This window comes from Dactylosporangium salmoneum (assembly GCF_039532525.1).
Taxonomy (GTDB): domain Bacteria; phylum Actinomycetota; class Actinomycetes; order Mycobacteriales; family Micromonosporaceae; genus Dactylosporangium; species Dactylosporangium salmoneum.
This window is the reverse complement of record NZ_BAAARV010000106.1, coordinates 1-17,611: the sequence shown is the minus strand read 5'-3', so window position 1 is coordinate 17,611 and position 17,611 is coordinate 1. Positions and strand designations below refer to the sequence as shown.

14 protein-coding genes and 3 pseudogenes are annotated in these 17,611 nt (G+C 68.7%); 11 read left to right on the top strand and 6 right to left on the bottom strand.

The genetic code is table 11. From position 1 onward, the window contains the following. The 3 genes and pseudogenes from ABD352_RS49620 to ABD352_RS49610 form a co-directional block, all read right to left on the bottom strand. Positions 1 to 1,144, bottom strand: a 1,144-nt coding sequence (locus tag ABD352_RS49620; RefSeq protein ID WP_344619643.1) for a tyrosine-type recombinase/integrase, incomplete at its 3' end; no start/stop codon positions are given. Between the two features lie 5 nt (positions 1,145 to 1,149). Beyond that, the gene (locus ABD352_RS49615) at positions 1,150 to 1,635 is read right to left on the bottom strand and encodes a hypothetical protein (RefSeq protein WP_344619642.1); all 486 of its coding nucleotides are present in this window, start codon (positions 1,633 to 1,635) and stop codon (positions 1,150 to 1,152) included. Between the two features lie 637 nt (positions 1,636 to 2,272). Continuing rightward, a pseudogene (locus ABD352_RS49610) lies at positions 2,273 to 3,462 on the bottom strand (IS701 family transposase). 227 nt (positions 3,463 to 3,689) lie between these two features. On the opposite strand from ABD352_RS49610, the pseudogene ABD352_RS49605 reads away from it, so the two are divergent. Continuing rightward, positions 3,690 to 4,933: pseudogene (locus ABD352_RS49605) on the top strand (IS256 family transposase). Between the two features lie 3 nt (positions 4,934 to 4,936). Here the strand turns inward: ABD352_RS49605 and ABD352_RS49600 are convergent. The 3 genes from ABD352_RS49600 to rfaE2 form a co-directional block, all read right to left on the bottom strand. Continuing rightward, positions 4,937 to 7,465, bottom strand: a complete 2,529-nt coding sequence (locus ABD352_RS49600) for a tetratricopeptide repeat protein (protein WP_344619641.1) — start codon at positions 7,463 to 7,465, stop codon at positions 4,937 to 4,939. Between the two features lie 107 nt (positions 7,466 to 7,572). Further along, positions 7,573 to 7,980: a hypothetical protein gene (locus ABD352_RS49595; protein ID WP_344619640.1), complete on the bottom strand. Its 408-nt coding sequence runs from the start codon at positions 7,978 to 7,980 to the stop codon at positions 7,573 to 7,575. Positions 7,981 to 8,544: 564 nt separating this feature from the next. Next, complete coding sequence (gene rfaE2 / locus ABD352_RS49590) at positions 8,545 to 9,147, bottom strand: D-glycero-beta-D-manno-heptose 1-phosphate adenylyltransferase (RefSeq protein WP_425553957.1); 603 nt, start codon at positions 9,145 to 9,147, stop codon at positions 8,545 to 8,547. A 326-nt stretch (positions 9,148 to 9,473) separates the two neighbouring features. Here rfaE2 and ABD352_RS49585 point away from each other — a divergent pair, with 326 nt between their 5' ends. From ABD352_RS49585 to ABD352_RS49545, 10 genes and pseudogenes are all read left to right on the top strand, one after another. Beyond that, positions 9,474 to 10,085 (top strand): phosphopantetheine-binding protein, encoded by a 612-nt coding sequence (locus tag ABD352_RS49585; protein ID WP_344619639.1) that lies wholly within the window; start codon positions 9,474 to 9,476, stop codon positions 10,083 to 10,085. Then, positions 10,078 to 10,578, top strand: a complete 501-nt coding sequence (locus ABD352_RS49580; protein ID WP_344619638.1) for a hypothetical protein — start codon at positions 10,078 to 10,080, stop codon at positions 10,576 to 10,578. Before ABD352_RS49585 ends, ABD352_RS49580 begins: the two co-directional genes overlap by 8 nt. Before the next feature lie 343 nt (positions 10,579 to 10,921). Beyond that, positions 10,922 to 10,996, top strand: a pseudogene (locus ABD352_RS57920) (hypothetical protein); the annotation flags it as partial. Continuing rightward, positions 10,997 to 11,161, top strand: a complete 165-nt coding sequence (locus ABD352_RS49575) for a hypothetical protein (RefSeq protein WP_425553958.1) — start codon at positions 10,997 to 10,999, stop codon at positions 11,159 to 11,161. Between the two features lie 760 nt (positions 11,162 to 11,921). Beyond that, entirely contained in the window at positions 11,922 to 12,590 is a 669-nt protein-coding gene (locus tag ABD352_RS49570) for a response regulator transcription factor (RefSeq protein WP_344619637.1), read from the top strand. Positions 12,591 to 12,630: 40 nt separating this feature from the next. Further along, a complete protein-coding gene (locus ABD352_RS49565) occupies positions 12,631 to 13,773 on the top strand; it encodes a HAMP domain-containing sensor histidine kinase (protein ID WP_344619636.1) in 1,143 nt (380 codons plus the stop codon). A 91-nt stretch (positions 13,774 to 13,864) separates the two neighbouring features. Beyond that, positions 13,865 to 14,395: a hypothetical protein gene (locus ABD352_RS49560; RefSeq protein ID WP_344619635.1), complete on the top strand. Its 531-nt coding sequence runs from the start codon at positions 13,865 to 13,867 to the stop codon at positions 14,393 to 14,395. A gap of 4 nt (positions 14,396 to 14,399) precedes the next feature. Next, positions 14,400 to 15,530 carry an efflux RND transporter periplasmic adaptor subunit gene (locus ABD352_RS49555; RefSeq protein WP_344619634.1) on the top strand — a complete coding sequence of 377 codons (1,131 nt, stop codon included), beginning with the start codon at positions 14,400 to 14,402 and terminating at the stop codon, positions 15,528 to 15,530. Positions 15,531 to 15,535: 5 nt separating this feature from the next. Beyond that, entirely contained in the window at positions 15,536 to 16,216 is a 681-nt protein-coding gene (locus ABD352_RS49550) for an ABC transporter ATP-binding protein (RefSeq protein ID WP_344619644.1), read from the top strand. A 125-nt stretch (positions 16,217 to 16,341) separates the two neighbouring features. Then, positions 16,342 to 17,490 (top strand): ABC transporter permease, encoded by a 1,149-nt coding sequence (locus tag ABD352_RS49545; RefSeq protein WP_344619633.1) that lies wholly within the window; start codon positions 16,342 to 16,344, stop codon positions 17,488 to 17,490. Positions 17,491 to 17,611: the final 121 nt, after the last annotated feature.

Sequence of the window (17,611 nt, the reverse complement as noted above, 5' to 3'; positions counted from 1 at the left end):
CCTGCCGCACCTCGATCAGCAGACGTCGATCACCCCGCAACCACCGTCTTTGCGCCAGAGCCGTTACGTTGACAGACACAGACCCGCGGGCAATCTTCTGATCACGTTCAAGTGTCGTGCGTGCAAGTGGATGCGGTTCGCCGGTCAGTGCTGCGAGCGCTTCGGCAACCTCGTCGAGGTAGGCCCGGACGTATGTGGATGTCGTGCCGGCGTCCGATCGGCCGTTGTGGCCGGCGAAGGCCCGGGCGACACCGTAGCCGAACCGCCGTTCAACCCACGTCAGCGTGGTGTGCCGGATCCAGTGCGTGCTCACCTGCTGCGTTGCTACCCACGGTAGGTGCACGCCCAGTCGTTGCCATATGTGGTCGTAGCGGCGAGCGGTGATCGGCGGTCCGTTGCGGTAGCGCAGCAACGGACCGTGTCGGTCGCCGCTGGTGTCTCGCTCCTGGTGGTGGCGGACGAGGTGATGCATGAGGGTAGGCGAAACCGGCTGCCAACGAACTGTCTCGCCCTTTTCGCGAAGGCGGATCAGGCATTGGGCGCCGTCAAGGTCGATCGGGCGGAGCGCGAGCGCTCCGCCTCGACGGCATGCCGTCTCCGTGTGAAGGCGCAGCAGGAGTGTGTCGAGGTCGGGATCGTTGCCCGTGACGCCAGCTGTCCCAACAATCTGAGCAAGTTGTTCGTCCGACAGAGCTCGGCGTGTACTCGCAAGGCGTCGAGGCTTGGGAACGCGGGTCGACGGGTTGCCGCTCTCGGCGATGTACCCGTCTGCGACCGCATGGCTGTACAGACATCGCAGAGCTGCGATGGTGTGCTCTGCTGCTGTACGGCCGCCACGGGAGTTGCTTCTGACAACTGCGTTGCTCTTGATCCGTTCGGCCAGCTGTTTGATCTCCAAGGGTGTTGGCTCATTCAGGCGCCGTTCGCCCCAGGCGTCTCGTATTCGCCTCCAGTAGGTGGTGTAGGCACGCCGCGTGCCAGCCGAGACAGCATCCGACACACGGTCGATGTAGTCGGCGAACGTCGGTGTCTCGCGCGGCCGAGTGGGAGCGCCCAGTGTCTCGGCGGTGATGCCGAGCTGTTGCAGCACGAGGCGAGCGGTCTCGAGGTCGATGGTTGTCGGGGCCTGCACGTGGACTGTCATGACACCTACGCCTGTGTGGCTTCCTGCTGGAGTCGGCTGACGAACTCGTCGATGACCGACGGCGGACCGATCGTCAGTCGGTCTGTGTCGATCGCAGCAGTCATGTAGAGCCTGTGCCCGCTGGTGATCTGCAGGACATGCCGGATCGCAGCCGAGAGCCGAATGTGGCCCTGGCTGGTGACGTGTTCGCGGCTGGCCGCGTCCGGTGCAATCACAATGAGTGGGACCATCAAGCTGATCGAGATGGATAGTCCCGGTGGCCAAGCAAGTGCCTGCAACGGCGATCGGTCGGCGATTCGGCCATTGATGTCGATGGTCGTTAGCACTGAGTAGCTTCTGCTCGGTCGAAATCGGTCGGGAAACTGAGCCAGCGGTAGTCCTGGTGGTCGTTTGGCTGCGGCGTCCTGCTCGCTGTCCTGCAGTTCATCGCGTGGCACGGGACTTGGTGATGTGCTGCGCGAGGGAGTTGCCCAGTTCAACGAAGGGAACATCTTGGTTCCTTCGCCGAGTGGGCAGCTTGCTGAGGCGTGACGTTGCTGCGGAGGTTGATGTCCGGCGTTGTTCCGATAAGCAGAGGGTCGCCGCGGTGCAGTGTCGGCCATGCTGCTGAAGCTGGCTGTTGTCGTGGCATTGGAGCCATGCCCGAACGTTGGCATGGATCTGCATCAGAATCTAGTTAGCCAGCACCCGGGGTGGCGCGGAACCAATCTCTGGCATCGCCGCTGGGCTCTGGACGGCACCTGGCAGCGCATCGCCCGCCGCCGCGTCCGGCCCAGAACCCGGTCCGCCCGCATCCTGGGCGAAAGGCCCACTCCATCAGCGCGATCCGCGCCGACCTACGCCGCCCTATCGCCGCGACCATCCCCGAACGCGCCGACCAACAGGCCAACCGCCGCATACAAGGTGCCGCCAGCGGGCGGCCGCCGGCGTTCGACGCCGAGCGCTACAAGCAGCGCAACACCGTCGAACGCGCCGTCAGCAAACTCAAACAGTTCGGCACCGTGGCGGGTTCCGCGATCTCACCACAGATCCACGAGACACGGCTTAGTACTGCAACGGCGGGTCGTGTCTTACGGCGGTTCGAGTCGTTTGCGGTAGTGAGCGGCTCGGGCCTGCGCCTGCCGGCGTCTACGCCACTGTGACCAGTGCAGGATGTGACTGGTGTGGTGCTGGACGGTCGAGACCAGCCGGGTGAACAGGCGACGGATCTCGTTGCTGCTCAACGGGATCAGCGTGTCCGGCCCCGGCTGGGTCCCCCCGCGCCTGCTCGGCAGCGCGAGTGATGACCAGAAACGCCGCTGCGGCCATGGCCAGGGTGATGTGGGCATACCAGGCGTCGTAGCGGCGGACCTGATACTGGTCCAGACCGGTCTCGTTCTTCGCGGTCTGGAACGCTTCCTCCACTGCCCACCTGGCGCCCGCAGTGGCGACCAGGACGCGTAGCCGGGTGCCGCGCGGCCCGAAACACCGGTAGTAGGCCAGTTCGCCGGTGCCGATGTTGCGCCGCGCGAGGACCCAGCCGCGGCGGCCGTGCGGGAACTGCGCCCGGATCGGCGTGGCCACCCAGTCGTAGACCCGGGGCCCGTGTGCGCCGTCGCCGCAGGACATCCGCTTCCACGCGCCGGGCCGCACCTTGGCGATGATCTCGTCCACGCGCGTGGTGGTGTGCAGCCCCGAGGGCACTGCATCGTCACAGCGGGTGGCCATCACATAGGCGATGTCCTGCTGTTCGCACCAGAGACGCAGGCCCGGGTTCTGCCCATAGGCCTCGTCGGCGGTGAACCAGGCGAACGGTACCCCGCCTCCACAGCCCGCTCCAGCATCGTCCGCGCCTGCTGCGGTTTGGTCGCGAACTCGACCTCATCGGGCACCTTCGCCTTACGGCAGCGGTCCCGATCGGTGATCCAGGACTTCGGCAGGTACAACTCCCGGTCGATCAACGCCCGCCCCGCTGGACTGGCATACGCCAGGAACACCCCGATCTGGCAGTTGTCGACCTTGCCGCTGGTACCGGTGTACTGCCGCTGCACTCCCGCCGAGGCTTTGCCCTTCTTGACGAATCCGGTCTTATCGGCGATCAGCACCCCACCCGGATCCCCGATCGCCGCGACCACACCCGAGCGGACCTCGTCACGAACCGCGTCACGGTCGAAACACGGACTGCACAACAACCCCTGCATCGCGTCCGGGGTCTGGTCACCGGCCTGCTCGGCGAGCGTCCAGCCGTTACGCCGCTCGATCGGCGCCATCAACCCACGCAGATACTTCAACGCCCGCCACCGGATATCCACCCGGCTGAACCAGTGCGAGAACCCCAGGAAGTACTCCCGAAAATCCTCGTCCCAGCCCTCGACCTGCTCAACCGTCACCACACCCGGCCAACGACCCAGAATCACACGAGGTAGCGACCCGCCGTTGCAGTACTAGGGGGCTGCGTCCTGTGAGGTGGTGTACGACTCGCCCACTTTGGGTGGGGATGCCGGAATATGAACGGCCACCGCTTGATCCTTCGAAGTGATCAAAGCTACGAAGGAGAGACCAAGCGATGGCCGCACCCGTGAGTGTGGACGGTGCCGCGTTCCTGCGCGAGCACATCGAGTCCGCGTCACCCGATCTGCTACGTACGATGGTGAAGACGTTCGCCGAAGCGCTCATGTCCGCCGAGGCCGACGCCCTGTGCGGCGCCGCCTACGGGCAGCGCAGCGACGAACGGGTCAACCAGCGCGACGGCTACCGGCCTCGGGACTGGGACACCCGCGCTGGCACGATTGAGCTGGCGATCCCGAAGCTGCGCAACGGTTCCTACTTCCCGGACTGGCTGCTGCAGCACCGCCGCCGGGCCGAGCAGGCCCTCGTCTCGGTGGTGGCCACCGCGTATCTGCTGGGGGTGTCGACCCGGCGGGTGGAGAAACTCGTCGAGCAGCTCGGCATCGCCTCGCTGTCCAAGAGCCAGGTGTCGGAGATGGCCGCGCACCTGGACGCGCAGGTCGAGGCGTTCCGCAACCGGCCCCTCGACAGCGGCCACTACACGTTCGTGTGGACCGACGCCCTCGTGGTCAAGGTGCGTGAGCACGGCCGGACGGTGAACGTGCACGCCCTGGTCGCGGTCGGGGTCAACGCCGACGGCCAACGTGAGGTCCTCGGCCTGGACGTCGCCTCCGACGAGGACGGCGCCGGCTGGCTGGCCTTCCTGCGCTCGCTGACCGCACGCGGGCTGTCCGGGGTCAACCTCGTGGTCTCCGACGCCCACCGCGGCCTGGTCTCGGCGATCGGCGCCGCGCTGCCCGGCGCCGCCTGGCAGCGCTGCCGCACCCACTACCTGCGCAACCTACTCACCAAGGTCCCGAAATCGGCGCAGCCGTGGGTGGCCACCCTGGTCCGCACCGTCTTCGACCAGCCCGACGCCGACAGCGTGCACGCCCAGTACACCGCGTCGTGACCGCGATCGCCGAACGGTTCCCCGCCGCGGCCGAGCACCTCGACGACGCCCGCGAGGAGTTGCTGGCCTTCACCGCGTTCCCGCGTGAGGTCTGGCGCCAGATCTGGTCGAACAACCCCCAAGAGCGGCTGAACAAGGAAATCCGCCGCCGCACCGACGTCGTCGGGATCTTCCCCAACCGCGCCGCGATCATCCGCCTCATCGGCGCCGTCCTGGCCGAGCAGACCGATGAGTGGACCGAAGGCCGCCGCTACATGGGCCTGGAGATCCTCGCCAAGGCCCGTCTCACCGTGATCTCGAACGAGGGAACCGACACCAAACCCGCCACAGCCGAACTGGCCGCCGCCTAACATTCAACTATCTGGATCAGCGCTGGCCGTTCCTACACCACCAGCGCGGACGTGGCCCCCTAGGGCCGTGGCGGCGCCGGCCGGGCCGCCAGCCTCGCCCCGCCAGGCGGCGAGGCTGGCACGGGTGGCCAGGGTGTCGGGATGATCGGGACCGAGGACCCGCAGCCGATCGGTAAGCAGCTCCTCGAAGGCCGCGGCGGCGCCGGCCGGGTCGCCGGCCTCGCCCCGCCAGGCGGCGAGGTCGTGGCGGATGGCCAGGGTATCGGGATGGTCGGGACCGAGGACCCGCAGCCGATCGGTAAGCAGCTCCTCGAAGGCCGCGGCGGCGCCGGCCGGGTCGCCGGCCTGACCCCGCCACCAGGCGACTTCGCTGCGAGTGGTCAGGGTGTAGGGGTGGTCGGGGCCGAGGACCCGCAGCTGCTCGGTGAGCAGTTCCTCGAGGGCGGCGGCAGCGCCGGCCGGGTCGCCGGCCTGACCCCGCCAGGCGGCGAAGGCCGCGCCGGTGGCCAGGGTATCGGGATGATCGGGACCGAGGACCCGCAGCTCGTCGGTGAGCAGCTCCTCGAAGGCGGCGGCGGCGCCGGCCGGGTCGCCGGCCCTGCCCCGCCAGACGGCGAGGCTGGCGCGGGTGGCCAGGGTGTGGGGGTGATCGGGGCCGAGGACCCGCAGCTGGTCGGTGAGCAGCTCCTCGAAGGCCGCGGCGGCGCCGGCCGGGTCGTCGGTGTGCCCGCGCCAGTAGGCGAGTTCGCTGCGGATGGCCAGGATGTTGGGGTGATCGGCGCCCAGGACCCGCAGCTGGTCGGTGAGCAGCTCCTCGATGGCCGTGGCGGCGCCGGCCGGGTCGCCGGTGTGCCCGCGCCAGTGGGCAAGGTTCGCGCGGTTGGCCAGGATGTTGGGGTGATCGGGGCCGAGGACCCGCAGCTGGTCGGTGAGCAGTTCCTCGAGGGCGGCGGCGGCGCCGGCCGGGTCGCCGGTGTGCCCGCGCCAGTGGGCAAGGTTGTTGCGGGTGGTCAGGGTTTGGGGGTGGTCGGGGCCGAGGACCCGCAGGTAGTCGGTGAGCAGCTGTTCGAGGTCGGTGGCAACGCCGGCCAGATCGCCGGCCTGAACACACCACCAGGCGAGGTCGTTGCGAATGGTCAGGGTGTTGGGGTGGTCGGGACCGAGGTGCTGTGCGGCGAGAACACGGAGCCGGGCGAAGTAGTCACGGGCGGCGGTGACCAAGCCGATCTCGCCGAGGCTGTTGCCGGCTCGGTGCAGCACCTCGTGTGCTTCATACGGCCGGAAACCTACAAGTCGGGCGAGGATCCGACGCCAGCCGGTAAGGCGTACCGGGATAGTCCACAGGGCGTCGCCGGTGGTGGCGTGCAGGGCGGTGGTGTTGGCGCGTAGCGCTTCGGTCAGGGCGGTGTCGCGTTCGACGTCCGGCCAGGCATGGATGAGGGCGTCGGCGGCGGTGCGCGCGCTCGCGGTGATCTGATCGGCGGTGAGCTGGTCTCGGGTGGCGCGTTGGACCAGGGCATGTACCCGCATCGTGGTGCCGGTGTCGTCGATGGTGGCGAGGCTGAACCGGTGCAGCAGCCGTAGCGCGTCGTGGGTGTCCTCGCCGTCCACCGGGCGGCCCAGCCGAGTGGTGCAGTACGCGGTGACGGCGGCGGCGGCGAACAGGCCGGTCGGGATGCTGTTCGGGTCCAGCAACGCCGCGAGTTCCAGCAGCGGCCGGGCAAGCCCGGCCGGGGCGAGCCGGTCGGCCAGGTCGATCGACAGCGACCAGGTATCCGCCACCGTGGAACGGTGCTCGTCCGGTAATGCGTCCGGGGCCAGATCGGCCAGCCGGCGGCGGCGTTGATCGGCCAGCCGGTGCCGGTATCCGGCACAGTCCAGCCCTTGATCCAGCAGATACGCCGCGGCCTGCGCCAAAGCGAGGGGCAGGTACCCCAGATCCGCCGCCAGCGCATCGGCCTGGTCCAGCCGGTGTGGCTGGTCGGCAAGCTTGCTGTGCAGGTAGGCGACCGCTTGGTCGGGGGTGAACACGTCCACGTCGATGGCGTGGCGGCCGGTCAGCAGGGCGGTGTCGCGGCGGCGGGTGGTGACCACCGTGCGCCCGAACGCAGTGGTGGGTGGCCACAGGCCGGTCAGGTCGTCGGGGCTGTCCAGGTTGTCCAGCACGATCAGCCACCGCCGCTGGTGCGGCTCAGCCAGCCACCCGAGCAGGTGGGCGGCGCCGCGTTCGGGGTCGGTGTCGTCGACACCGGTGACTCGGGCAGCGGCCTGGGCGAAGCCGGTCAGGATCGCGGTGCGGGAAGTCGCGGTCACCCACACCAGCAGGTCGACCTGCCCGGTGTTCCATACCTGGTGTGCCAGCGCGGCGGCGACCTGGGTCTTGCCCACCCCGCCCAGCCCGGACAGCACCTGACACATTACCCCCGTCCCACCGGCGTGGGCGACGGCGTCGGCAAGGTGCCGGTCGGCGGGCCGGTCCACCCGCCGGTCGGCCAGCGGCGGTACCGCACCGACCAGGACCGGCCACTCCACCGGGGACCGGCCGTGCACCGTGACCGGGGCCTGGAAGACGCCAACCGGCCCGTATGCGGCGCCGATAGTGAGAGCGGGCTCGTGCCTGCCGCCGGGAGTCCCTTGCCCTAGGGGGCTGCCGGCGAGGCTGGGGGGACCGGCGGCCCCTGGTTGAACGTCACCGGCCCGTGAAACTCACCGACCGCGCCATAGTTGGTCTCCACATCGATGCGGAACGTCCTGGCCTTGTCCGGATCGGCCAGGGCCAGCAGCCGCCGCGCCACCGCCAGGACCTCCTCGTCGTCGGCGGCGCCGGATTCGGCCAGGGCGTCGCCGATGCGGGCCTGCCACACACCGGGCTCGGTCTCGTCAGCGTCCAGCGCCCGCACCGCCGCTCCGTCGTGGTCGCCGAAACCACGCTTGAGCAGCGCCTTCAACTCGCTGTATGCGTCCCGGACCGCCGCCGACGCGGTGTCCTTCACACCCACTGCGGCACCGGCGGCCAACGCGGCCGTGATGATCCCCACCGCCGACATGATCCACTCCCATCGATCGCTGACACCCCATTGTGACCGACCCGCACCACCGGGTCTGCGGTGAGGTCCATCGTGGTCGTCCTTCCAGTAGACGGCTTGCCGGGACGGCGCCAGGCTCTTCTACCGGCGCGGAGGAGTTGTTCGGCCGGTCGACGGCGACCGCGCGGTCGGGCAGGCGAGCAACAGCATCGTCGTAACTGGCGACGGCAACGTGGTCATCCAGGTCGACGGCCGCGATGTGCTACGCGTCGAGGTCCCCGAGGATGCCGGCGCGGCCGGGCGGGCCGCTGTTCGGCGACCGCGGCTGGGCCGGACGCCGCTGGTAGGGTTTTGGCTGCGGCCGGAGGCCGACGCGCTGGCCGAGTGATGCATCGGACCTGGTCGCGGCGTTGCGCGGCGGCGACGTAGGGGCGACGGCCCCGCTTGCGCTGCAGCGCAAATCGTTGCCCCGTCAGGGCGGGCGGCCCGAATCGAGGTGAGCCCGACGAGGATGTTGGCCGCCGACTGCCGCATCCGTATAAGGATCGCGTACGGCCAGGAGAGTGCTGACGTCGCAGGACAGTTCTAGGCCCCGACCGCTGGACGTGTGCCGGAACGTTCGGTTCGGCGGGTCGTGTTCAGGATCGTGGTGGTTGACCGGCCGGACAGGTAAGGGACGGTGACGGCTTGCCCGCCCCAGCTTCGTACCTGTTGAGCTTCGGACATACCGGTGGCGGTGTAATCGCCGCCTTTGACCCAGATGTCCGGTCGGATGTGGTTGAGGGTGGGAACGGGCGTGCTGTCGTCGAAGATGACGACAGCGTCGACGCAGCGGAGCGCGAGGAGCATTGCGGCTCGGTCACTCTGGCTGATGACCGGGCGGTCTGGTCCTTTGAGGTTGGTGACGCTGGTGTCGGAGTTGAGGCAGACGATGAGGCAGTCGCCGAGGCGCCGAGCGGCGTTGAGGGTGGCGACGTGTCCGGTGTGGAGCAGGTCGAAGCATCCGCCGGTGGCGACGATCGTTCCGCCACGGGCCCGTACGGTAGCGGCGATCCGCTGCGCGTTGGCCAGGCTCACGTGGCGTTCGATGTCGTTGCCTGGTTCGGAGACGACGTTCCGCGGTAGGTGACCGTTGCCGGCGACGAATCGAGTGGCGTCGGCGACGGCGTGTTCGACGGCTTCGGTCATGCAGGCTCCCCGGCTGGTCATCACTCGCGCTGCCGAGCAGGCGCGGGGGACCCAGCCGGGGCCGGACACGCTGATCCCGTTGAGCAGCAACGAGATCCGTCGCCTGTTCACCCGGCTGGTCTCGACCGTCCAGCACCACACCAGTCACATCCTGCACTGGTCACAGTGGCGTAGACGCCGGCAGGCGCAGGCCCGAGCCGCTCACTACCGCAAACGACTCGAACCGCCGTAAGACACGACCCGCCGTTGCAGTACTAACCGCCGGGTATCTGCACGGCGGGCCGGCGTTCGAGCCGAATCCGTTCCGCGACGATCCCGGCGACCTCGTGTACCGAACCGGCGACCTGGGACGGCTCGCGCCGGACGGAACGCTGTCGATCGTCGGCCGACTCGACGACCAGCTGAAGATCCGCGGCGTACGAGTGCAGCCCGCAGAGGTTTCGGCGGTGCTGGCAACCCATCCCGGAGTGGTCTCCGCGGTCGTTGTTGCACGTGGCCCAGACCTTATCGGCTACTTCGTGCCGCGTACCGGTACGGTTCCTTCGCATGCTGAGATGCGGCGTTATCTCGCGGAGCGGCTGTCGCCAGTCGCGGTGCCAGCTCGGTTCGTGGAATTGGATGCTTTTCCGCTCGGCGAGAACGGTAAAGCGGACCGAGCCGCTCTACCGGAGCCGCCGGAAATCGTGGTCACAGAGGACGGTCCGCTATCCGCCACTGAGGAGCGCGTCGCCAAGATATGGCGCGAGGTCCTCGGGGTGCCCGGGGCCGGCCGCGGCGACGACTTCTTGGCGCTCGGCGGGCAGTCTCTCGCCATGACCCAGGTCATCGCGCGCCTACGCGCCGAGTTCGGCACCGAGGTGAGCATGCGCCAGTTCTTCAAGAACAGCACGGTCGCCGGGCTAAGCGCCGTGGTCGACAAGGATCTCGGCCATGGCTGACTTCGTCAGTTACCACGTGCTCGGCAACGACTATCTGGTCGTGGATCGCGCGGACTTTCCTCATACAGTCGAAGCCGCGCGGCTGGTCTGCGACCGGCACCGGGGCATCGGCGCCGACGGCGTGTTGCTGCCGTTCTGGACGGACGGCGTCCCGTCCGTGCAGATCTTCAACGCCGACGGCAGCGAGTGCAGCCGTAGCGGTAACGGATTGATCATCCTGGCGCGGCACCTGCGGGAAACCGGCGCAGTCAAGACCGACCGGTTCACCATACGCACCCCGGCGGGTCCCGTCGACGTTTCAGTACACGACAGCGGGTTCGTCCAGGTCTCGCTCGGCCCGTACGTGGCCGGCGACCCAGAGCAGCTGGAGGTCGACGAGATGGCGTTCGACTCGACCCGCAGCATGCCGTGCCGTTCGCCGGCGTCGGACAACACCCGTCGCATTGGGACGCCTGCAGAACCCTCAGGAACTCTCGGTGGCGTTGAAAGGTAGTCGCAGATACTACTGACGAGGTCGATGTCCGCCGGGTGCTGCGGCCGGACCCTGACCGGGAGGGCTCTCCGCGTGGCCCCAGTCGAACCGGCTCGGTGAGCTGGGTGTTGTGGAACGGGGTGCGGGCTCGGTCGAGCGGCGGCGGTGGCCGGACCGCTACGCCGCGGTCGGCCGCGTTGCGCTACCTGCTGCGGTGGACCACCCGCGGTGGCGGCGGACGGCGAGCTGCTGCTGCGCGGGCCGTCGCTGCTGCGGGAGTACCGCGGCGAGCCCGGCAACGTGATCTTGTGGAACGTGGCCGAAGGATCAGATCCCGTCCGGCTGACCACCCCTCACCGGTCACGCCAAGGGTGTCCGCAGTGTGGCGTTCAGTCCCGACAGCAAAACCCTGGCTACTGGCAGCCACGACGCAACGGTGATGGTGTGGGATGTGACATCAGCGGCCTCCGCGAAACGATTGACCACCCTGCGTGAGCCTAGCGGAGCCGTAAGTAGTGTGGCGTTTGGTTCCGGCGGAGGGCTCCTTGTCTCTGGCGGAGAGGGACCGTTCCTCGGCTTGTGGCAGATACCTGCGAGTGGATGAAGGACCCGTGCGGGCTCTGTAGCGTTCGCTGCCGGCAAGATCGAGGCCGGCTGGAGCGGTGCAGCGTCCAAGCCGGCGGCCGCCCTCGCCGCCGGGGTCTGCGTTCGTCGGGTTCCGGTCCCCCCGGGACGTTATGATGGTCGCGGTCACGGCCGGCGCGACCGGCCCGGACGCGAGCAGCTCTTCAAGACTGTGCAGGATCACGTCCTCCGGACGCGCGTCGCGCTTCGGCCTCTCGCCCGTAGCGGCGCGCTGGTCGCAGCAAGGCAGTCAGGGTCGCACGCTGGCCTTCGTCCGGGCCGCGAGGCGGCGGACCATCTTCGCCGCGATGCAGGGAAGGTTGGTCCCGGACGGCCACCTTGCGCCATCGCGGCCGTGACCACGGCGACCTCATCATCGAGTTGCGATTGGCAGGTCCGACATCCGAGCCGACCCCGGACCGACCTGAGGTGCCGGTCCCGGCGAACCCAGATCTCGATCATCCGGTTGTGCGGGCCTTGCAGGCGCGCCCCGTCGCCTTGCCGGTCTCAGCGGAGAGCCGCCCTCGCGCCCTCCGGCTGATCCAAGCCCTGGCTGTGGCCGCGAGCCAACGCGGACACGCTGTCGACCTCAGCGCTTTCGGCACCCATGTCCGTCATATTTCGCATCCTTGCATTTTCGGGGCCAAAGTGCGGTAGCGACGAATTCCTTAACGTCTTCGCAATCCGTGTCATGTTTGGCTGGTCGGTCGGGCCAGGTAGGTGTGAGGTGGGAGGAAGACATGCGAGTGTTGATCGTCGAGGACGAACTGCTGCTGGCGGAAGCGATACAGACAGGCCTGCGTCGAGCGAGCATCGCGGCTGATGTGGTGCACGACGGTGACACGGCCCTGGAACATGTCTCGGCCAACGACTACGACGTGGTCGTGCTCGACCGTGACATTCCGGGGACGCACGGCGATGACGTGTGTGCGCGTATCGCCGTCGAGCATCCCCGTACCCGGGTGTTGATGTTGACAGCGGCGCGGACCCTTGATGACAAGGTCACCGGCTTCGAACGGGGTGCCGACGACTATGTCGCGAAGCCGTTCGAGTTTCCGGAGTTGGTGTCGAGGTTGCGTGCCCTTGAGCGGCGGAACCAGCCGGTGGCGCCCCCGTCGCTGGAGGCAGCCGGTGTCCGGCTCGATTCGTTCCGGCAGGAGGTGTCTCGGAACGGGCGCCAAGTGCGGCTGAGCCGGAAGGAGTTCGCCGTCCTGGAGTTGCTCATGCGGGCCGACGGCGGCGTGCTCAGCGCCGAACGGTTGCTGGAGAAGGCCTGGGACATGAACGCCGACCCGTTCACGAACACGATCCGCGTGACCATCTCCACCCTGCGCAAGAAGCTCGGCGAGCCGTGGGTGATCCAGACGGTCCCCGGCAGCGGCTACCGATTCGATGGTCCCCGTGGCTGAGCGGTCCTCGCCCCGGAACCTGCTGTCGTGGCGGCCGCGGATGACGATCCGCGCCCGGCTGACCCTCACCTACGCGGCCCTCATGACGGGCACCGGTGCGCTGATGCTGGGCGCCGTCTACACCTTCATGAGGTACGTGCCGACGTACGCGATCCTGCCGGCGAAGGTGGAGAACGTGTCCGTCCCGGGAACCAGGCCCGTCTCGCCACTTCAACCCACCGAGACCGTGCGGGGCCTCAACCTCACCAGCGCTTCCGACATCCTCAAAACGCTGCTCATCGTCTCAATCGTCGTGCTCGTCGTGCTCGCGATGATCGGCGCGATGCTCGGCTGGATCACCGCGGGCCGGGTGCTGCGTCCGCTCTCGGCGATCAACTCAGCCGCGAAGCTCGCCGCGACGGGCACCCTCGATCACCGTATCGGCATGCGCGGCCCGGGAGACGAGGTGCACGATCTCGCGGACACCTTCGACGACATGCTCGAAAAGCTCGACCGTTCGTTCCAGGCCCACCGTCGATTCGCGGCGAACGCCTCCCACGAACTGCGTACGCCCCTGGCGACCAACCAGACGATGCTGCAGGTCGCCCTGGCCGACCCCGATCTCGACCAGGCCACACTGCGGCAGGTCGCCGAACGCGTCTACCAGACCAACCGGCGCAACATCGAGACCGTCGACTCGCTCCTCACCCTCGCCGAGATCGGCGCGCGGGGCGTTCGCCAGGAGGACATCGACCTCGCTCAGATCGCCGTGGACGCGCTACACGACCTGCGCGACGAGCTTGAGTCCTGCGGCCTGCGGGCGGACATCAAACTCCGCCCGGCCCAGACCGTCGGCGATCCGGTGCTCCTGCGTCGGGCGGCCGTGAACCTGCTGCAGAACGCGCTGCGCCACAACGTGGCAGGCGGCTCGCTCCAGGTGCGCACCGAACGCACCGGAGACGAAGTCCAACTGCGCGTGGCAAACACGGGACCCGTGGTGCCGGAAGGCACCGTCTCCTCCCTGACCGAGCCCTTCGTCCGGGGCACGGGACGCGTCGGCGGACAGCGGCATCACGGTCTCGGGCTGGCGATCGTGGCCAGCGTCGCCAACGTGCACGACGCCGCGCTCGACATCGCCGCGAACCCCCGGGGCGGGCTCACCGTGACGTTCACCCTCGCCAGCAGTGATGTCAGCAAAAGGTAAAGAGATCCCTTAACGCCGTCGCAACCGACGAATCGCTGAACTGGTCTCGGATCAGCGACACCACCGGGTGTCGCGCCGAAAGGACGAGACCATGTTCCTCACCAAGAAGAAGCAGCGCGGCGTGCTCGGGACCCTGTCCGCGGTACCGCTGATGATCGCGCTACTCACGGGCTGCAGCGCCGCCGACGGCGGCAGCGACGGATCAGGTGCGGCGGACGGCGAGAAGACCGCCTCCAGCCAGCAGAGCTTCGAAGACTGGCAGCTCGCCTTCGCGCGGTGCATGCGCGCCGAGGGCCTCGACGTTCCCGACCCGGGGAAGGGCGGCCTCGGCGGCCTGCGCGACTCCTCGGACACCGCCGCGCTCGAGCAGGCCAGCACGAAGTGCCGCGGGAAACTCGGTGACCCGCCCCCCGCTCCTGACCTGGAGGGCAAGTCGGACGAGCAACTGCAGGAGGAGGCGCTGAAGAGCGCGAAGTGCTTCCGCGACAACGGCGTCGATGTTGCCGATCCCAAGAAGGGCGAGATCGGCTTGACGATCCCGCAGGACGCGCCGAAGGGCGTGATAGCGAAGTGCGCGCCGAACGCGGGCAACGGCATCGCGGGCGTGCGACCCAATGGCTGAGAAAATGCTCGCGGCCCACGGTTCCGCCTCGGGAGCTCAGCCCGACTCGGCTCCGCGTCGCGGTCGAAGCCGGCGGCGCCGGCTCGTCGCGGTCGGCGCCGCCTTCGGTGCGGCCGTCCTGCTGGGTGTCGGCGCCGTCGGCGTCTACGCACACGGCACGACCCGCAGCCCCGGGACCGCCAAGGAGAACCGGCACGTCAACACCGCGCCGATCGAACGCGGCACGCTCACCGGAACGACGAAGGCCTCGGGAACCCTTGCTTTCGCCGTCGCCCGCGACGTCGCCAGCAGCCTCGGCGGCGTGGTCACCTCACTGCCTGCCACCGGCCAGCAGATCCGTCTCGGTCAGGAGCTCTTCGCGCTCGACAACGTGTCGGTTTTCCTCTTCCAGGGGGCCGTTCCCGCCTGGCGTGCACTCCAGAACGGGATGGACGACGGGCCGGATGTCAAACAGCTCGAGCGGAGCCTGGCGGCGCTCGGCTACTTCGACCGCGAACCCGACGAGAGTTTCACCTGGCGCACCGCCGAGGCGATCCGGGCCTGGCAGAAGGCCACCGGCCAGAAGAAGACGGGAACCATCGAGCTCGGCCGCATCGTCTTCGCCGCCGGCGACGTGCGCGTCGCCGCGGTGAAGACGACCGTCGGGGCCCAACTCGGCGCCGGCTCGTCCGTCCTCGGCATCACCGGACTCGACAAGCAGGTGGACGTCGACCTCAAACTCGCCGACCAGCAGTTGGCGGTCGTCGGCGGCAAAGTCACCATCGACTTTCCCTTGGGCCAGTCGACGAAGGGCACGATCACGGCGGTCGGTGTGCCGACGGAGAAAGACGGCAACAACAGCAAGATCGTGGTGATCCCCGTCGTCGTCGCGCTGGCCGATCCGGCGGCGGCCGGCCCGCTCCAGCAGGCAACGGTGACCGTGAACTTCCCATCAGCGGTGCGCGAGAACGTGCTCTCGGTCCCCGTCGGCGCCCTGCAAGCACTCGACGGAAACCGGTTCGGGGTCGAAGTCATCGGCAAGGACGGTACGACCACGCGCGTCCCCGTGAAGACCGGACTGTTCGCCGGCGGGCGCGTGGAGATCTCCGGCGACGGCATCGCCGACGGTCAGACAGTCGTGGTACCGGGACTATGAGCGACATCGTCGTGCTGCGCGACGTCGAGCGCAGCTACGGGGAGCCTCCGGTGCTGGCCTGCGCGGGAGTGAGCCTGACCATTCGGTACGGCGAACTGGCCGCGATCGTCGGCCCGAGCGGCTCCGGTAAGTCGACCCTCCTCAACCTGATCGGCACCCTCGACCGACCCACCGCGGGCTCGGTCCTCATCGAAGGGATGGATGTGAACGACCTTTCCGATCGCGCGCTCTCGGCTCTCCGCGCCCACCGGATCGGTTTCGTGTTCCAGCAGTTTCACCTGGCCGACGGCGTGACCGCGCTCGACAACGTGGCCGACGGGCTGCTCTACTCGGGCGTCACCCGGTCCGAGCGGCGCGAGCGGGCGCGGAGCGTCCTCCACCGCATCGGGCTCGGCCACCGCCACGGTCACAAGTCGAACCAGCTTTCCGGGGGCGAGCGGCAGCGCGTCGCCATCGCGCGGGCCGTGATCGGCAAGCCGCCGCTACTGCTGGCAGACGAACCGACCGGCAACCTCGATTCGGCCTCGGGCGCGACGGTCGTCGACCTGCTGCACGAGATTAACGCACAGGGAACCACCGTCGTGGTCATCACCCACGATGCGGAGCTGGCCGCGCGGTTGCCGCGTCAGATCGCCATCCGCGATGGCCGAGTTCTCGCCGACTCCGCCGAGAGGACGATCGCATGAGTGCGTCGATCACGTCAGCGGATCCCGGGCCGAGCCCGTCAGCTCCCTCGGCGCCGCCGCCGGCCGGCCAAGTCGCCGCCCGGCTCGGGGAGCGTCCGCCCCGTTCCCGGCTGCTCGGCCGAGACGTGCTGCGGCTGGGCACCGCCGGACTGCGCACCCGGCCAGCCCGCGCGATCCTGTCGGCGCTGGGCATCGCGATCGGCATCGCCGCCATGATCGCCGTCGTCGGCATCTCCACGTCGAGCCAGGCGAAGCTCAACGCCCAACTGGCGGCCCTCGGCACGAACCTGCTGACCGCGCAGGCCGGCAAAAGCGTCTTCGGGCATGACACAAAACTGCCGCCGGACACCATCGCGAAGATCGGTCTCCTGGACGGAGTCGAAAGCGTGAGCGGCTACGGCGACCTCACTGCCGGCGTGTATCGAAACCACCTCTCTGACAAGGACGCCACCGGCGGCATCACCGCTCGTGCGACCGATCTCCATCTGCTCGGCACCGTGGGCGCCAAGCTTGCGGCGGGATCCTGGCTGGACGATGCCACCGCGAACTTTGCGGCCGTCGTCCTCGGCTCAAAGGCCGCCGAACGGCTGGGCGTCGTCTCCACCGGATCCCAGGTGTGGATCGGCGACCAGTACTTCACCGTGGTCGGAATCCTCGAAGCCGTGCCGCTCGCGCCGGAACTCGACACCTCCGCGCTGATCGGCGCCCCGATCGCGCGCTCGCAGTTCGGCTACGACGGCAGCCCGACCGTCGTCTACGAGCGCTCGGCGGATGCCGCCGTGGACTCGGTGCGCTCCCGCCTCGGCCGTACGGTCAACCCGCAGGCGCCCGACGAGGTCACCGTGTCCCGACCCTCCGACGCCCTCGCCGCGAGGAACGCCGCCGACCAGGCGTTCACCGGGCTGCTCGTCGGGCTCGGTTCGGTTGCTCTCCTCGTCGGCGGCATCGGCGTGGCCAATACGATGATCATCTCGGTGCTGGAGCGCCGCCGCGAGATCGGTCTCCGACGCGCCCTCGGCGCCACCCGAAGCCACATCCGTACGCAGTTCCTCGCCGAAGCGCTCCTGCTGTCGGCCTTCGGCGGAGTGCTCGGCTCACTCATCGGCGTCGCGGTGACCGCCGGCTTCGCCTTCATCAAAGGCTGGCCCCTCACGGTGCCACCCCTGACCCTGGTGATCGCGGTCGCCGCCACCCTGCTCGTCGGCGCGGTGGCCGGACTCTACCCGGCAATCCGCGCCGCACGGACACATCCGACAGCCGCCCTGAGTGGATAAGAGGTCGCCAGCAGGTGCGACGCGAATGCGCCTCATGGTGCTCAAGGGATCATGCTGCTAAGAGTTCCTAACAAAGTCGGACGATGTGTCGGTGCGTGATGATGCAGGTGGCGAGGCTGAG

Excerpts from the sequence above, each read along its gene's own strand:
- ABD352_RS49565 (WP_344619636.1), top strand. The coding sequence starts at position 12,631 with ATGACGATCCGCGCCCGGCTGACCCTCACCTACGCGGCCCTCATGACG.
- ABD352_RS49580 (WP_344619638.1), top strand. The coding sequence starts at position 10,078 with ATGGCTGACTTCGTCAGTTACCACGTGCTCGGCAACGACTATCTGGTC.
- ABD352_RS49570 (WP_344619637.1), top strand. The coding sequence starts at position 11,922 with ATGCGAGTGTTGATCGTCGAGGACGAACTGCTGCTGGCGGAAGCGATA.
- ABD352_RS49560 (WP_344619635.1), top strand. The coding sequence starts at position 13,865 with ATGTTCCTCACCAAGAAGAAGCAGCGCGGCGTGCTCGGGACCCTGTCC.
- rfaE2 (WP_425553957.1), bottom strand. The coding sequence starts at position 9,147 with ATGACCGAAGCCGTCGAACACGCCGTCGCCGACGCCACTCGATTCGTC.
- ABD352_RS49575 (WP_425553958.1), top strand. The coding sequence starts at position 10,997 with ATGGTGTGGGATGTGACATCAGCGGCCTCCGCGAAACGATTGACCACC.
- ABD352_RS49595 (WP_344619640.1), bottom strand. The coding sequence starts at position 7,980 with ATGTCGGCGGTGGGGATCATCACGGCCGCGTTGGCCGCCGGTGCCGCA.
- ABD352_RS49615 (WP_344619642.1), bottom strand. The coding sequence starts at position 1,635 with ATGTTCCCTTCGTTGAACTGGGCAACTCCCTCGCGCAGCACATCACCA.
- ABD352_RS49555 (WP_344619634.1), top strand. The coding sequence starts at position 14,400 with ATGCTCGCGGCCCACGGTTCCGCCTCGGGAGCTCAGCCCGACTCGGCT.